Raw genomic sequence first — 13,921 nt, 5'->3', positions numbered from 1 at the left:
CAAATTTAAATATTTTTAATAAAAATTAAACATTTCTGTTAAATAGGTGTTTGGGAATTAAAAATTACTATTTGGTTTAGATTTTGGACAAATAAAAAAAAGTTGCGGATTTTTCACGCAAATCAAAAAACACATTGCAAATTACCGCAGTTCGTTTTTGAACTAAAAGTAAATCACAGTATTTGCCCAAAGACACTTTGTGGTTGATATAGGAATCATATTTGATTTCTGAAAAAATCTAAGTATTTGTAGGGTGTGTTAGGCGTAAGCCGTAACGCACCAAAGCCTTAAGAATGGTGCGTTAGCGACAGCGTAACGCACCCTACGTATCTTTTCAAAAATCAAATACTAGGCCTATATAGCGATTCCCACTCAGATGCGGTACAAGATTATATCGCCAGGTGTAGGGGCACGGCAGTGCCCGTGCCCCTACGGGTCTACCTCACGTAAACGAGAACCGCTATTACTATCTTCTGAGAAATTTAAAGTTTAAAAGGTGAAATCTTGATTAATACTAAAAAGCTAGTACATTGTGGCATTACTTTTCTAGGCATGTGTTCTTAAATTGGAGGTAGCTTAAATAAATAAACGCCGTTAGACTGATATATAAGTTTGTAAGTAGAATTACTTCTAAGCTGAAGTACTAAATTGGAATTAAAGTCAAAATTATTATTGTTTAAGTCTATAAGTATATATTTAAAAATTTCATTATCCTTTTCTAATTTCAAATCTTTATTAATTAACTTAATATTTTGACGGTTACTTAAATGGGGAGCAATATTAAATGTTGTTAAAACACTTTCCTTCGTTTTAACTAAACTCACCGCATCATATAGAAAAGGTAGGTTAGATAAATTTGGTAAATAGCGTGTTATAAAAAAATCATATTTAGCTAACACCAAAAAAGAAATAATCGCAGAAAATATTAATATTTTAGGTTTCAACCAATGCTTTTTATTTTCTTGTTTATACTCCTTGATAGAATGTATTAACCATACAATAATAAAAGGGAAAATCGGTAATGAATAATGGTGAACTAAATCTCGTTGTGCTGCATAATCAGAAATAATATTTAATAAAAACATTGGTAAAGCAGGTATTACAAATACTATTTGCTTCCAATGTAATCCAATAATTACTGGTAATAAAAGAAGGAAATAATAAAATAATGCATTAGGAGAAAAAAACTTTCCTAAAATTAAGTTAGGATTACTAATAGTATTAAAGATTATTTCCTTGGGAGTACTACCAAGAGAAGCATAAAAAACAACTCCCCCTGCTGGGCCACCTCTTAAAAGTGGTGTTAAATAACCAATAGTGAAAATGTACCAAAATAGCCCTATTAAACTACAAGCTAATCCATAGACTTTTCTATGCTGTAACAACAAAAAAATACCAAAAGCTATTACAGTTAAACTTAAGCTATCCTTACAAATTAAAACTAAACCAATAGCAAAAAATAATTGATAAGTACACTTCTCTATCGCTGCCCATATTGCCCACAATAATGCAGGAACTGCTATGCTTTCTGGACGAAAATCAGTAAAAAAATTACTATTAAATAAAGTAGGATAAAGTAGATAAGAAAAAGTAATTGCTCTTGAATAAGGTATAGATAATCCAGCTTGTAGGCTTAACAAATAAACAGGTAGACATCCAACCGATAAAGCAAAAGCTTGAATTAAAAGCAACCAATATACACTGGGATAAATTTTGTATAGTAAACTTATAGGGTATAATATAAAAGCTGCATGATCGCCTATCACATGAAATCCAAACAAAGAAGATATTGGTGGTAGATTCTGACTAATTAAATATACCCATTGGTCAAAAAGAGCTAAATCAAGAGCGTTGGATTTAAATAAAAAATGTCTTAAACTGCTAAAGATAAATAGGATAAAAGTTCCTATGAAAATTAAAAAACTAATATAACCAAATTTTTTTTGCATACTAATAATTAAACAACAATCAAGTTACTAGTTTAATTCAAAAGTACTTAGTAAAAAATAGGTTAATGAAACTTATTAAATAATACTTATCAAGGTAGAGAGTAGAAGAAATAAACCGTAGCCGAGAATAAACTTATAGTAGTATTAATCCGTGTATGGTAATAAACATTGAAAACTCATTATTTAAATCATATTTAATAATAAATATATTATGGGACTCTACTTATTAACTGTAGTTAAAAAAGTGTCATCCAGCAACTAGTGATGTCTACCACGAGCTATATCTATGCACACATCAGTTTGCTAATTGCTGAATGAATCACTGCCTTTTCAAGAGATTGAACTTCTTTGAAGAAAATAGCTCAGAAATCTTAACAATTTTCTCCTAATGTTTCGCAAGCACCAATACTTACCCAACGGCTAGAACCATCTTGCCAATGTTCTTTCTTCCATATGGGCGCATTGTGCTTGAGGGTATCAATAGCATACTGGCAAGCTTCAAACGCCTCACTCCGATGAGGACAACCCACTGCTACTAAAACACTAATTTCTCCAACTTGCAAACGTCCGGTGCGATGATGAATCACTACCCGATTCACATCAGACGTAGATAAGCGAATATCAGCAGCAATTTGATAAAATATCTGTAATGCCATAGGTTCGTAAGCTTGATACTCTAAAGCAATTACAGGTTTACCATCAGTTTGATTGCGAACCACGCCACTCATCACAACCACGGCACCGTTGGCTGGATCGTCAGATTTGGCATAGATTTCTTCAAGAGACAATGGTGCAAAGCTAATGGCAAAACTATCTTCGGCTCTTGGTTTAACAGCAGAGGTAAGTGTAGTCGTCATAACTGCGTTCATATTATGTGGGCTTTTTCTATTGTCTCTGAACAAAACGCTGCTGGTGTATGTTTAGTTGCTCTTGTTAATGCTTTAGGCAAAACAAGTATTTCTTAGGATAAAAGCAATCAAGGCTTAAAAATCTCTTTCCATAAATTAAGTGGGCAAGGAAAATCTAAACTATGTAAAGTAATGTATAATTAATACCACGCTGAATCAGTCCCAAACAGGTGGAAGCACTGCAAACTGTTAGCCACTTGGTAATTAGACAACTTATTGTTGTAAGTAAGTGGACTGGCAACAAGTGAACAAGTTCCAATCGACAAAACAGGTGAACACACAGCCTTTTTAGCTAAATCTTACACAACGCAAGAATTATTGAAAACCCTACATACAATTATTAGTCAATAGTATAATCTGGATGATCTAGACGATCGCAGTCATATCTGCCTTTAATCTCTTGATTGAAAAAGCTGCCAATTGAGTCACAGGAATGTAAATCTTCCCAAGTATCCTCGTCTACGCCTAAGTACTGATAAACAGCTCCACTTTGAAACTCAACTTGCAAAATATGTTCGTCGCGATCGTAGCCTACAGCCATGGCCATTGAGGAGACAACTGGTAGCATGACAATTGGTTCCTCTTCAAAAGGTAGTGCAGTCGTTTCGGCGATAACCTCGTTCAGTTCTTGCAATCCTTCATAAGCTTGTATCGGTGCCGGTATTTCCAAAAACTCCAGTTCGTCGCCTCGATCGAGCAACAACTGCAAATATCCATCAGAGTGAGCGATCGCTATTAAACTGCTCAAGTCTACCTTAGATAGCTTCATTTATTTTGTGCTCTCCTGTTGGTGTAGTCGGGAGTGTTAAAGTTTTATGCAACACTTAAGTGTATTTATAGTACAAATATACTAAAAATACACCTCGCTGTCAAGTTTTTTACCAAGCGAGAATTTTAGGTGTGTAGAGACGCGGTGACGTTCTCAAACTAACGTCTGGCTTTAGTAGAGTAGTGCGACTATCTAGTAAACGTCCGATAAGATTTACAGGTTGAAAAAATTCAACTCAATTATCTGGAATAGCAACTGACTGTTGTGTAATAACTCCACAAATGACTTAATTACATCAACTAGAGATTTTTCCAATGCCTACTGATTTACTGAGCCGCAAAAAGACTCACTTTGTATTGTGGCGTCCCGGTGCCTCTGAACCATCTCCCACTCTCTACATTGGCAGCACACCTCCCAGCAACCCGGAACCATTAACTAAATTTAGAGAAATTCCGCTTCGTCAATCAACTCAATTTCCTGAACTGTGGGAAGTATCAGCTCAAGAAGTGGGGTTGAGCGAAGGAAAAGTTTACTTCTACTGGTTTAAAGTCCGCAACTCAGATGGCTATTCTGATAATGCTAACCAAATTATCTACGCTACAGATCCGACAGCAACAACTGTAGATCGAAGATTTGCTAACAAGCGGCTAGAATCGGGGGTAACAATTAGCCCAGATCATCCGGCAAGCGTTATACTTTACCGCAATGGCGAACTGACTCCCTGCGATCCCGAAGGACAAACTGTAAATTGGGAAGACGATATTCCTTTAAAAGAACTGCCAACTAACAATCAATTGGTGATTTACGAATTACCTACCCGTTGGGCAAAGAATAGCCCATCTGGTGTTGAAGAAGGAAACGGAACATTCCGCGATGCTTTAGCACTATTGGTCAAAGAAGCAAAATCTCCAACTTTTACCACAGTCGATGCTTTGAATAACCACGCTCATCTTGTAGAACTCGGAGTCAACGCCCTCGAACTACTACCCCCAGAAGATAGCAGCTATGTTAACGAGTGGGGTTACGGCACAGCGAATTATTTTGCCGCAGATTTCGATTTAGGACGCCCAGATCATCAGTCAGCACCTACAGCTACAACTGATTTAGTGAATTTGATCAAAGCTGCTCATCAAAATGGGTTGCGCTTTTTTATAGATGTGGTGATGGCATTCTCGCTGAAGAACCCTTACCATCATGTGAATTTTCTGGATTTTTACATTAAATGGGGCAGTGGTGACCCAGAACAAGGGTCAAGAGATGGTTTTGGCGGAGATTTATTTAAATACAACTATTGGGTAGAAGGCTATCACCCCATCACTGGCCAAAAATCATGGTTTGTGCCAGCACGGGAATACTTAAAAGTCCATATTGCCCACTGGCTAGAATTTTATCGGGTTGACGGTCTGCGGTTGGATAGCGTTAATAATGTTGCCAACTACGACTTTTTACAAGAATTTAAGGATTTTGCACGTAATCTATGGAATGAAAGAGGGGGAAGCGACGTTAGCGAAGCGGAAGCGTCTCGCTTCTTGGTTGTTGGAGAAGAATTAAGTGTACCACTAGCGCTTATCCAACAAAATCGTCTAGATGGATTATGGAATGAAAAATTTAAGCAAATCTTCCGGCAGGTAATTCTAGGTAAGAACGCCTGGGATGAACCTAGCTTTGAATGGAGTGTCCGCAAACTCATTGATTGCCGCAACTTAGGCTTTAGAGATGGTTCACAAGCAGTAAATTACCTAACTTCCCATGATATCGGCGGTTATGGTAACGAGCGTCTCTTCAACTATTTGGTTAATAATGGCGTGAAGCTGACAGAAGAACGCATTAAATTAGGATTTGTCAGCTTGCTCACCGCCGTAGGAATTCCCATGATTCTAGCTGGTGATGAATTTGCCGACCAACAAGATTTAGACATCAGCGATGATCATAGTAATCGCAAACAAATTGACCCAGTTAACTTCGACCGTCTAAGCGAAGATTGGCGACAACGCATATTCCAATACGTTGCAAGATTAGTCCGCTTCCGCAAGACTTCTAATGCTTTAGCTGTGAATGATACCCAGTTCATTCATATTGACTTCAATGAAGGCAAACGAGTTTTAGTCTGGCAACGTGGTAACAAAGCTGATGAGTTAGTAGTTGTAGTAGCAAACTTTTCTGACTATGGTACTCCTCCTGCTTCTGAGTATAGAGTCCCAAATTGGCCCGCTACCCCAGTCGGTAAACAGTGGAAAGAAATCACTCAAGAAAGGATAGTTCCACCAGACTGGGTAGGCAGAGAAGGCATCGTACCTTGGGAAGCTAAGGTATATGCTCTAGTTTGAGGATTGGGCATGGGACATTGAGGGATCTGAGTGCTGAGTAAAGTAGAAAATCCTCAGCATTCTTCATTTTACAATGTGTCCCATTTTGTACGTATCTCGGTGGTTACCAATGTCTGCATCTTCTTTAACGGCGTTCTCTTGGCTAAAGTTTTCTCCTTTCGAGTGGTGTTAATTCTTTGAGTACGGTAAACCGTATTTGCTTGTTAGTTCCCAAAGATTAATTTAATTGTTAAGTTTAGCTACATAAATAAGAAAATGCTAGAAGCATTGCTGAGACAAAATAAAACTTAATTAACATTATTTAACATGGCTATGAAAGCTACAGATCAATTGGTGCATTTTTTAGAGGAAGAGTTGGGTATTTCTGGTGGAGCAATTTCTCTTGCTTTGCGGCATTGTGAGCATACCCCCAACTTTCTAGCTATGACCCTCTGGCAATATGGGCTGGTAACACTGGATCAGTTAGCCCAAATTTTTGATTGGTTGGAAACAGTATAAGCTGCTACTTCAAACTGGCAACAAAGTTAGAAAATTACAGCAATTAGAGCAGAAAGCCCACCAGGAGCAAGGTGACTCTTCCTTGCCCACTCGATCATTCCAAATTCCGGGAAGTGCGATCGCTATCAAACCCCAAAATAAGTAAACAATTAACTAATCGTAACGGGAGGAATTTGCGATCGCATTGGCAACCAAATACAAAAACGGGCTAAAGAATTTGAACAGATGAAAGCCTTTAGCCCCCTCTGAAAATAACTGTCTCCTCAGTTAATAACAGGAAAAGTAGCTTTATTGAGGCTTTTTGAAAACACTCCTAGAAATCACCAAGCCTAATATGTTCCGAGAGTAGTTTCTTTAACTCCACTATGTTTTGCTTCTCTTGTTCCTTAACCTTTCTCCAAAAGGCTTGTACTGAATCATACCCCTCAGCATTAGCAAAATATTGGTCATACCGCCATAGGGCATCGAGTCTTCGACTCAGATCGTGAACCAGATCGTGGTCGTGGTCTTTAAGACCCTGCGATTCTCCCAGGTGTTCTACTTCTTTCTGGTAAGTTTCTAAACTCATTTTTCATTCCTCTTGAACTCGATAAAATTGAGCGAAGAAATCACAAGTCAGCTAATCAAAATCCTTTGGTATCGGTAAATTATGTATTTGAGAGGATAAAGGTCATACCTCTACCATTGAGTTAGCTTTACTCAAATGTTAGGTAAAGATTGTGAGGAACTTGTGAGAAAGCTCAAATATTACATAAGTTCATTAGACTTGTAGGTTTATAAAAAATTAGTATCTGAAACCCTTGTTCTGCCTCGCTCGAAAAACTCAAAAAGTTTATTAGGCGACAAGTCTATTTTGATCGACATCTAGATAATAAAACAATTTCATCTAGAGTTATGCATCATGTTATTTCAACAACTCTTTGAACCATAAATAAGTACATATACTCATTTGATTACAGGTTTAGGGACTAAAACGGTGATTTTGGTCGATCCAGCATTAGAACAGGTAGAGTGCTCCAGTTGACACAGAGAATATGGTCACGCATCCTCGTTGACTTCTTGTGCCTTAGGCATCGATCTTTTTCAGATGTAAGCTAAAAGCATAAAAGATATGAGTTAATATCCTATGCAGCAGTCCAACTCTAGCAATTACCGAGATTTTTGGCGGCAGCTTGTTACTTTGGCTGCAATCTTTGGTGCTTTCATTATCAATGTAGTATCGAACGTTTTTCCGCTCAATGGACTCAGCATAGGGGAAATTTCCAATACTTTATTTAAAAATGTCCTGATTATCCCTGCCAATTACGCCTTTGCTATCTGGGGTCTGATTTACCTTGGGTTGTTTGCTTTTGGGGTATACCAAGCTCTACCTGAACAACGACATGAGCCTGATTTTCGTAAGACAGGTTATCTGTTGGTGATTGCCTGTGTTGCTCAAAGTATCTGGGTTTATCTGTTTTTGTCTCGGCTTTTTGCGCTTTCTGTAATTGCAATGCTGTTTATTCTATTGCCCCTGATTGCTGTTTATGTGCAGTTAGAAATTGGCAACAAGCGTGTACCTCGGCTCAAGAAATGGTGTGTTCACTTTCCTATCAGCATTTATCTAGGCTGGATTAGCGTGGCGACCATTGTCAACGTAGCGTGTGCCTTGTCTTTTCAGGGGTGGAACGGGTGGGGGATTTCTGCTGTAATATGGACTCTCATCATGTTATTGATCGCAACAGCCGTTGCAGCAGTTATAGTCATCCAGCGTCGAGATATCGCTTATACAGGAGTAATACTCTGGGCACTTGTGGCGATCGCACTCAAGCACTCTGATAATTCAATACTCAGAAATACCGCGTTGGTTTTGGCAATTGTCCTGGTTTTGATGGCTACGATGCAGATCAGGAGCAGCCAACAAGAACATATTTAATTGCTCCCGGCGGACTCGCTACCGCTACGGTAAATTAATTTGTAATTACGTTTTTGCTATGGTTTCGGACATTTCGAATGGGTAGTTTATTTACGTCGTGCTGTACTAGAGCATCGATTCAGTAATTAAAAACCTAACCCCCCAGCCCCCTGCCCCCCTGCGATCTCAATGTGCAAATAAAATGCTTAACAGCTTACTTGGTGAGCTATTTCTGGGTAATTTCCAACTTCAATTCTTGTAAAAGTTCAGTGCTAATGGGTAATTTTGCCAGAATTGGATGCTTAATACCTCCCCAAATACTTCCAGTGCGGATACGATGGGAAACTAACACTTGAGGAATTTGACTAGAGATTAAAACCTGTGGTGGTGCAAGTTGACCGATGGTTCGCGCTCTCTTGTAATGATGTGATTCTGATAAAGCCTGATCCAGTTTTTGAGCAATAATTTCCGGGCTTTCTTTTGCAGAATCTAATAATAAAATATAGTGTGGAGGATCGGCAATGGGCATCAAACTTTTAAAATTAGTTTCTTGCAAGTTCAACAGAGTAAGAGCATTATTTACAAAGGTTTCTTGCAACTTTTCGCCCACCAAATCGCTAATAGTTTGATGTCGTCCGAGAAACTCTAAACAGGGAGTGTGGCGATAGTAATGAGTTACCCGAATGCGATCGCCAATTCGATAACGATACAAACCCCCTTTCTGCGATAAAATAATCGTGTATTCCTTGCCAATGTTGAGTTCATGTAAGCCATGCAAGGAACCAGTCTCATCCTCGAACTCGAAAAACACTTCATCGAGAATCGGCACACATCCCCCAGCTACAATCAACGGAATCGTTATTGGGGCTTCCGTTGCTAGTAGTCCTTTACCTTGAATTAATACATCTGGAAATTTTAATCTTAATCCTTGCGCTTGATCTGCTGCATTGGCGCTATCCCAGCAAGAAATCAGCTTCAAATTTGGCCAGAGTTGCATCCAGGGAATATTACTTTCGCTAAAAAGTTTTAGGCGATTATGTGAAATCCGGTTGTGTAATTCTCCTTGCAATAAATCCTGATTTTCTTGAATATATTTTAAATGTACTTGTAGAAAACTAGGACTCCAAATAGAGATAATTTCTAATTTCTCAGCCTCTAATAATGCCAAAGCCAGTTGATGTTTAAACAAATTCGCTTCATGCAGCCGATTAAGTTTATTTGGCATCACCAACCAAGGACGCAAAAACCAACGTAACCAGCCGTCTAAGTAATCTAAATCATCCTGTAAAGTTTGGCTATCAGCTACATTTAATTGCGGCGATATACAAGCATAAAGCTTCCCTGTGGAGAATTTCGGCCCGTGTACAATCAAATCATGCGCCCATACACAGAACATTTGATTAAACGATCGCCGCAAAGATTGAGTATAAGGAATCCATTTTACCGCCCCACTACTACCAGAGGTTTTTTCGTAGAACAAAATGGGTTCTGGTGTGAGGGAAATTTGCTGCTGTTTCTGAATTAAGCAGGGTTCGAGTGTATCATAATCTACAATTGGCACACGCTGCCAATCGTCTATAGAATGAATCCCCAAAGTTTTGCCATACTCACTCTTGATTAAGCGATCGCAAATTTCCTTTTGTACAGATATCTGCATTAACTCTGGGTTATCCAAAGCTTGATGAAATCGCCTCGCAGTTGGCGCGAGGATTTGCCCAAAAAGCTGAATAATCGGACGCATTATTGCACCTTTTGATTAGGATAAAGCTTGGTGGCTGCTGGTAAATAAGAACCATCGCCAATGATTACACCGGGAGCAAGATTAGATCCGGCTCCCACAAAAACATTGCTGCCAATCTTGACTTTTTTGACATACAACATTAAATTTTGCTTACGGGGTTTAATGACGTGAGAATAGATACCGACACCATGCCCGATAACGACGCGATCGCCAATTTCTAATAAACTGCGATCGGCAATCTCCAATCTTGTTGTCCAGTATACATCTCGCCCCACTTTAGCACCCCACAATCGCAACCAACAGGAAAACACCCCCGGAATCAGTCGCAGCACTGCTTCCAACACCGGAATTGCAATATAAATTACCTGGATTTGATGACTACCCCACCAGGGACTATATTCTTTATTTTGTAAATAACTAATACCTTCCTGCACAGGATAAAGCCGTTTATGCAAGCGGTAAACTAGCACTGGTAGCCCATAAATAGAAAGGAACACCGCCAGAATGCTGAAGATATTGGGTGAATAGGCGAGGTAGACTATTGCTGCCCCAGTTAGCAATAATATAAAGGTGGGAAAAAAGGAAAGAATTTTACTTATAACTGTCATGAAAATGGGAAGAAAAGTTTTTGAAACAAGTTTAATGAGCTAGGAATTCCGATTATAGATGGCAAATTTTTGCTTTCATAATATGTTCCATGTAACTTATCCCAAATTTTCAGATTAGCCCCATAGTTATAATTGTGGACTTCGCGGCAATGATGCCAAGCATGATCCTGTGGTAAGATTAACCAAGAAGATAAAAATTGATAAAACCAGCTACTTTCAGGAATTATCAAGCGGCTATGTCGCCACAAATCTAAGGCAGAAGTTAGACTGACTCCAAGTAAATAACCTGTGGGATCGGCTAACAGATATACAAATAAAGTGTGTATCCATAAATATATAATTAACAAGCTTGTCCAAAGTGTGTTGCGAGAAGTTCCTAATACATCCATCTGAGTAACAGTATGATGAACTTGATGAACTTTCCACAACAATTTAGTATGTAATAAACGATGATTCCAATAATATAAATAATCAACTACAACAAAACTGATAATAAAAGCCGGAACTAATGATACTTTTAAATATCCTTGTTGAGTCGGTAGTAAATATTGATAAAGCCCATAAACTAAAGTAGCTTGTAGTAAGGGAATTAAAATTCCTTGAATCGTTAATCCTGTACCATCTAGCAACCAATCTTCACGACTTTTAACTTTGAGTTGAGTTCGTCCAAGCTGATTGCTAAGAGTCCAACCAACTAATCCGATAAAAGCAGCAAAAATTAGTAGTTGTGCAAAGTTTTGTATTTCCACTTCTGATTACTCACAGTGATTTTAAACATGGGTTTTACCCCACCCTAACCCTCCCCTTATAAAGGGGAGGGAACTGGATTTTCCGATCTCTCCCCTTTATAAGGGGAGGAAACCGGATTTTCCAATCTCCCCCCTTTACAAGGGGGGATTAAGGGGGGTAATTACGAATTATTTTCAAACCCAAAATGTAACTTTTACAGATTGATTTGGCAATAAACGCGGATCTTCTCCACGAGATATAGCTGCCATAATTGACTCTACAAATATATGAATTGTGTCCGCAGGCGTATTATAAAATTGTGTCCCGTATTTAGCGATCGCTTCTCCCTGAATACCCAAAATTTCCACGTCTTGGCGGATAATGTGTTGAGCAGTCCACCGCACAAAGGGACGTGCTAATTTATTCCAGATACCGTAGTTATAGGTGACATCGGTGTAAACGAGAGTTGAATTATCGGTTTCTGGAATAGATTGACTGGTAATGAACAAATGGCGATTATGTGCCATCTTATACTCTACAGAGGTAATGTTTGGCATATAAAAGCGATCGCTATGTTTAATCTCTGCACCCTGCAAATTCAGAAAACGGCTGTACCATCCCAAATTATTGTTTTCGTTGCGATACTCCACCAAAACCGAACCATTGCAGCGTTCTACAGTCATCTCTAACTTTTGTTGGCGGGAAGTACGGAAAACACCAGGATGAACAAAAGCCGTATGGGGAATATCAATAAAGTTCTCCGCACAATTAGTCACGTTGTTAGCAAAACGGTTAATTACCCGCACCGTCTCCCATCCTGTTTCTCCGTAGTGAGGCATAGAAAAGGGTTCAAAATTAACGCTTGGGGTATCGGCTAACCGCACATAAACATAGCCATCCTGTTCTTTGGTAGCGTAACACTTGGCTCGACGCTGTGGGGAAGCTTTGAAATCATCTCCTTCGGCTGGAACTGCAATAACGTTTCCAACTCCGTCATATACCCAGCCATGATAGGGACATTGTAAAGCACCGTTACAGATTTTACCTGATGATAGACGGCTATTGCGGTGTAAACAGCGATCGCGCAAAGCTACGGGTTGTCCATCTTCACCGCGAAATATCGCTAACCATTCCCCTAAAACGGTGCGTGATAATACCTTGTTAGGTTGTAACTGTTCGCTGAGTGCGACAATATACCAAAAATCTGCAAATTGCATAGTGGGTGGGAGCGATCGTATTTAAATTATGGCAATGTCTTGAGTAGAACTGCATTGCTGTATATTATTGTCAGGTAGTTGATGAGTTTTCAGCGAGGAGTTTCAAGAGATAGCGTGTACAAAAACTCACTAATCTGTATAGGTGATGGCGATAACATCGGTGATGTAATTGATTTTTATCTACTTTCAGACAATCTTGAAGAAGCTAGTCAGTTTTCGTCCAAAGTAAAAGTAACTCTTGAAAATATAGCGGAACTAGCAGAGAGGGAAATTCATGCTTCTTTAGTTTACGTTGCTGGTGATGATATATGTTTCACTGTTTCAGCAGATTTAAATATAATTGAAATTCTGACTTCCTATTCATATTTGTTTCTTAAAGAAACTGGAAAAACAATGTCATTTGGCATTGGTAGTACATCAGTTGAGGCATTAATTTCTTTAAGAAAAGCAAAAGTATCAGGTAAGGGATGCGTAATTAGTTTTGGTGGAGGTCAGAATTGAAAGCACTATATATTTTCGTAACTACTGATAGACCAGATCAATATCTTAATTCAATTGTCCGTTGTATTGAAGAAGGCACAAAGAAGATCATATTTGTTCAGGTTGAAGATAGTCAAACTGAACAAGTTAAACTAAATTTGTTGCGAACAAATGTTTATAACTTAATTCAGAACCTTTCAATCGGTTGTTACAAGTACTACATTGGTGATCGTAAAGATACAGTTGTTTCCCTTGATACTGTTTACAATCCTGATGAATTTTCTAGATTGAAAGCAAAGTATAGCTTTTGTTTATCAGATAATATCGATTGGAAAGTTGAAAGAATTCAATATCTCGACTTAAGACAATACATATCATTACTTAAAAAAAATAAAGACTTAATTATTGATGTTACAGCAGTATCCAAAGTTTATATAGGAGATATATTTGCTTGTTCTTTGCTTGAAAATATTAATAGTTTATATACGTTTGAATTATTAGTAAAGCCTGATTTCGATAAGCCTTGGAAAACACTTATTCATGAATTAGAAGATAGTAAAAAATATAACTATACTAATTTAGTCTCAACACCGATATTTAAGGAGAGTACTAAATCAGTCTTGATCAGAACAACTCCTTTGTTGGTTTCGATATTTGGTACTGTTTTATTTATAGGTTTAACACTTGCAGCGATTTCTATTCTTGGTTTCAGTAGTGTGTTTGCACAAGCTATGAGTACTGTCGGAACCGTATTGGGAATTATTTCATTTTTCCTCATTTACTTTCCTATACGTACTTAAA

14 protein-coding genes are annotated in these 13,921 nt (G+C 38.3%); 6 read left to right on the top strand and 8 right to left on the bottom strand.

Annotation, left to right across the window (positions count from 1 at the left end):
* Positions 1 to 560 precede the first annotated feature (560 nt).
* The 3 genes from H6G92_RS18000 to H6G92_RS17990 form a co-directional block, all read right to left on the bottom strand.
* Positions 561 to 1,949, bottom strand: coding sequence for a DUF2079 domain-containing protein (locus tag H6G92_RS18000; protein ID WP_190895003.1), 1,389 nt, complete (start codon positions 1,947 to 1,949; stop codon positions 561 to 563).
* A 371-nt stretch (positions 1,950 to 2,320) separates the two neighbouring features.
* Positions 2,321 to 2,806, bottom strand: coding sequence for a molybdenum cofactor biosynthesis protein MoaE (locus H6G92_RS17995; RefSeq protein WP_242059184.1), 486 nt, complete (start codon positions 2,804 to 2,806; stop codon positions 2,321 to 2,323).
* A gap of 391 nt (positions 2,807 to 3,197) precedes the next feature.
* Positions 3,198 to 3,626, bottom strand: coding sequence for a KTSC domain-containing protein (locus H6G92_RS17990; RefSeq protein ID WP_190895001.1), 429 nt, complete (start codon positions 3,624 to 3,626; stop codon positions 3,198 to 3,200).
* Between the two features lie 314 nt (positions 3,627 to 3,940).
* Here H6G92_RS17990 and H6G92_RS17985 point away from each other — a divergent pair, with 314 nt between their 5' ends.
* From H6G92_RS17985 to H6G92_RS17975, 3 genes are all read left to right on the top strand, one after another.
* Positions 3,941 to 5,953 (top strand): alpha-amylase family glycosyl hydrolase, encoded by a 2,013-nt coding sequence (locus H6G92_RS17985; RefSeq protein ID WP_190895000.1) that lies wholly within the window; start codon positions 3,941 to 3,943, stop codon positions 5,951 to 5,953.
* Positions 5,954 to 6,259: 306 nt separating this feature from the next.
* Positions 6,260 to 6,451 (top strand): DUF2949 domain-containing protein, encoded by a 192-nt coding sequence (locus H6G92_RS17980; RefSeq protein WP_390625486.1) that lies wholly within the window; start codon positions 6,260 to 6,262, stop codon positions 6,449 to 6,451.
* A gap of 71 nt (positions 6,452 to 6,522) precedes the next feature.
* Entirely contained in the window at positions 6,523 to 6,663 is a 141-nt protein-coding gene (locus tag H6G92_RS17975) for a hypothetical protein (protein ID WP_190894998.1), read from the top strand.
* 101 nt (positions 6,664 to 6,764) lie between these two features.
* Here H6G92_RS17975 and H6G92_RS17970 read toward each other — a convergent pair whose 3' ends face one another.
* Entirely contained in the window at positions 6,765 to 7,019 is a 255-nt protein-coding gene (locus H6G92_RS17970) for a hypothetical protein (RefSeq protein WP_190894997.1), read from the bottom strand.
* Between the two features lie 558 nt (positions 7,020 to 7,577).
* Here H6G92_RS17970 and H6G92_RS17965 point away from each other — a divergent pair.
* Positions 7,578 to 8,366: a tryptophan-rich sensory protein gene (locus H6G92_RS17965; RefSeq protein ID WP_190894996.1), complete on the top strand. Its 789-nt coding sequence runs from the start codon at positions 7,578 to 7,580 to the stop codon at positions 8,364 to 8,366.
* Positions 8,367 to 8,571: 205 nt separating this feature from the next.
* Here the strand turns inward: H6G92_RS17965 and H6G92_RS17960 are convergent, their stop codons facing one another.
* The 4 genes from H6G92_RS17960 to H6G92_RS17945 all read right to left on the bottom strand — a co-directional run bounded on the left by H6G92_RS17960 (position 8,572) and on the right by H6G92_RS17945 (position 12,640).
* Positions 8,572 to 10,086 carry a GH3 family domain-containing protein gene (locus tag H6G92_RS17960; protein WP_190894995.1) on the bottom strand — a complete coding sequence of 505 codons (1,515 nt, stop codon included), beginning with the start codon at positions 10,084 to 10,086 and terminating at the stop codon, positions 8,572 to 8,574.
* Complete coding sequence (locus H6G92_RS17955; protein ID WP_190894994.1) at positions 10,086 to 10,694, bottom strand: DapH/DapD/GlmU-related protein; 609 nt, start codon at positions 10,692 to 10,694, stop codon at positions 10,086 to 10,088. Before H6G92_RS17955 ends, H6G92_RS17960 begins: the two co-directional genes overlap by 1 nt.
* The gene (locus tag H6G92_RS17950; protein WP_190894993.1) at positions 10,691 to 11,443 is read right to left on the bottom strand and encodes a sterol desaturase family protein; all 753 of its coding nucleotides are present in this window, start codon (positions 11,441 to 11,443) and stop codon (positions 10,691 to 10,693) included. Before H6G92_RS17950 ends, H6G92_RS17955 begins: the two co-directional genes overlap by 4 nt.
* A gap of 174 nt (positions 11,444 to 11,617) precedes the next feature.
* Entirely contained in the window at positions 11,618 to 12,640 is a 1,023-nt protein-coding gene (locus H6G92_RS17945; protein WP_190894992.1) for an aromatic ring-hydroxylating dioxygenase subunit alpha, read from the bottom strand.
* An 81-nt stretch (positions 12,641 to 12,721) separates the two neighbouring features.
* Between H6G92_RS17945 and H6G92_RS17940 the strand changes: the two genes are divergently transcribed.
* Together H6G92_RS17940 and H6G92_RS17935 are read left to right on the top strand one after the other, a co-directional pair.
* Positions 12,722 to 13,141: a mCpol domain-containing protein gene (locus H6G92_RS17940; RefSeq protein ID WP_190894991.1), complete on the top strand. Its 420-nt coding sequence runs from the start codon at positions 12,722 to 12,724 to the stop codon at positions 13,139 to 13,141.
* Positions 13,138 to 13,920, top strand: coding sequence for a hypothetical protein (locus H6G92_RS17935; RefSeq protein ID WP_190894990.1), 783 nt, complete (start codon positions 13,138 to 13,140; stop codon positions 13,918 to 13,920). Before H6G92_RS17940 ends, H6G92_RS17935 begins: the two co-directional genes overlap by 4 nt.
* The last annotated feature ends 1 nt before the right edge of the window (position 13,921 follow it).

Source organism: Nostoc foliaceum FACHB-393 (genome assembly GCF_014698505.1).
Lineage (GTDB): Bacteria > Cyanobacteriota > Cyanobacteriia > Cyanobacteriales > Nostocaceae > Nostoc > Nostoc foliaceum_A.
This window is presented reverse-complemented; position numbering and strand designations above follow the sequence as displayed.

Excerpts from the sequence above, each read along its gene's own strand:
- H6G92_RS17940 (WP_190894991.1), top strand. The coding sequence starts at position 12,722 with ATGAGTTTTCAGCGAGGAGTTTCAAGAGATAGCGTGTACAAAAACTCA.
- H6G92_RS17960 (WP_190894995.1), bottom strand. The coding sequence starts at position 10,086 with ATGCGTCCGATTATTCAGCTTTTTGGGCAAATCCTCGCGCCAACTGCG.
- H6G92_RS18000 (WP_190895003.1), bottom strand. The coding sequence starts at position 1,949 with ATGCAAAAAAAATTTGGTTATATTAGTTTTTTAATTTTCATAGGAACT.
- H6G92_RS17985 (WP_190895000.1), top strand. The coding sequence starts at position 3,941 with ATGCCTACTGATTTACTGAGCCGCAAAAAGACTCACTTTGTATTGTGG.
- H6G92_RS17990 (WP_190895001.1), bottom strand. The coding sequence starts at position 3,626 with ATGAAGCTATCTAAGGTAGACTTGAGCAGTTTAATAGCGATCGCTCAC.
- H6G92_RS17995 (WP_242059184.1), bottom strand. The coding sequence starts at position 2,806 with ATGACGACTACACTTACCTCTGCTGTTAAACCAAGAGCCGAAGATAGT.
- H6G92_RS17970 (WP_190894997.1), bottom strand. The coding sequence starts at position 7,019 with ATGAGTTTAGAAACTTACCAGAAAGAAGTAGAACACCTGGGAGAATCG.
- H6G92_RS17945 (WP_190894992.1), bottom strand. The coding sequence starts at position 12,640 with ATGCAATTTGCAGATTTTTGGTATATTGTCGCACTCAGCGAACAGTTA.
- H6G92_RS17980 (WP_390625486.1), top strand. The coding sequence starts at position 6,260 with ATGGCTATGAAAGCTACAGATCAATTGGTGCATTTTTTAGAGGAAGAG.
- H6G92_RS17955 (WP_190894994.1), bottom strand. The coding sequence starts at position 10,694 with ATGACAGTTATAAGTAAAATTCTTTCCTTTTTTCCCACCTTTATATTA.
- H6G92_RS17965 (WP_190894996.1), top strand. The coding sequence starts at position 7,578 with ATGCAGCAGTCCAACTCTAGCAATTACCGAGATTTTTGGCGGCAGCTT.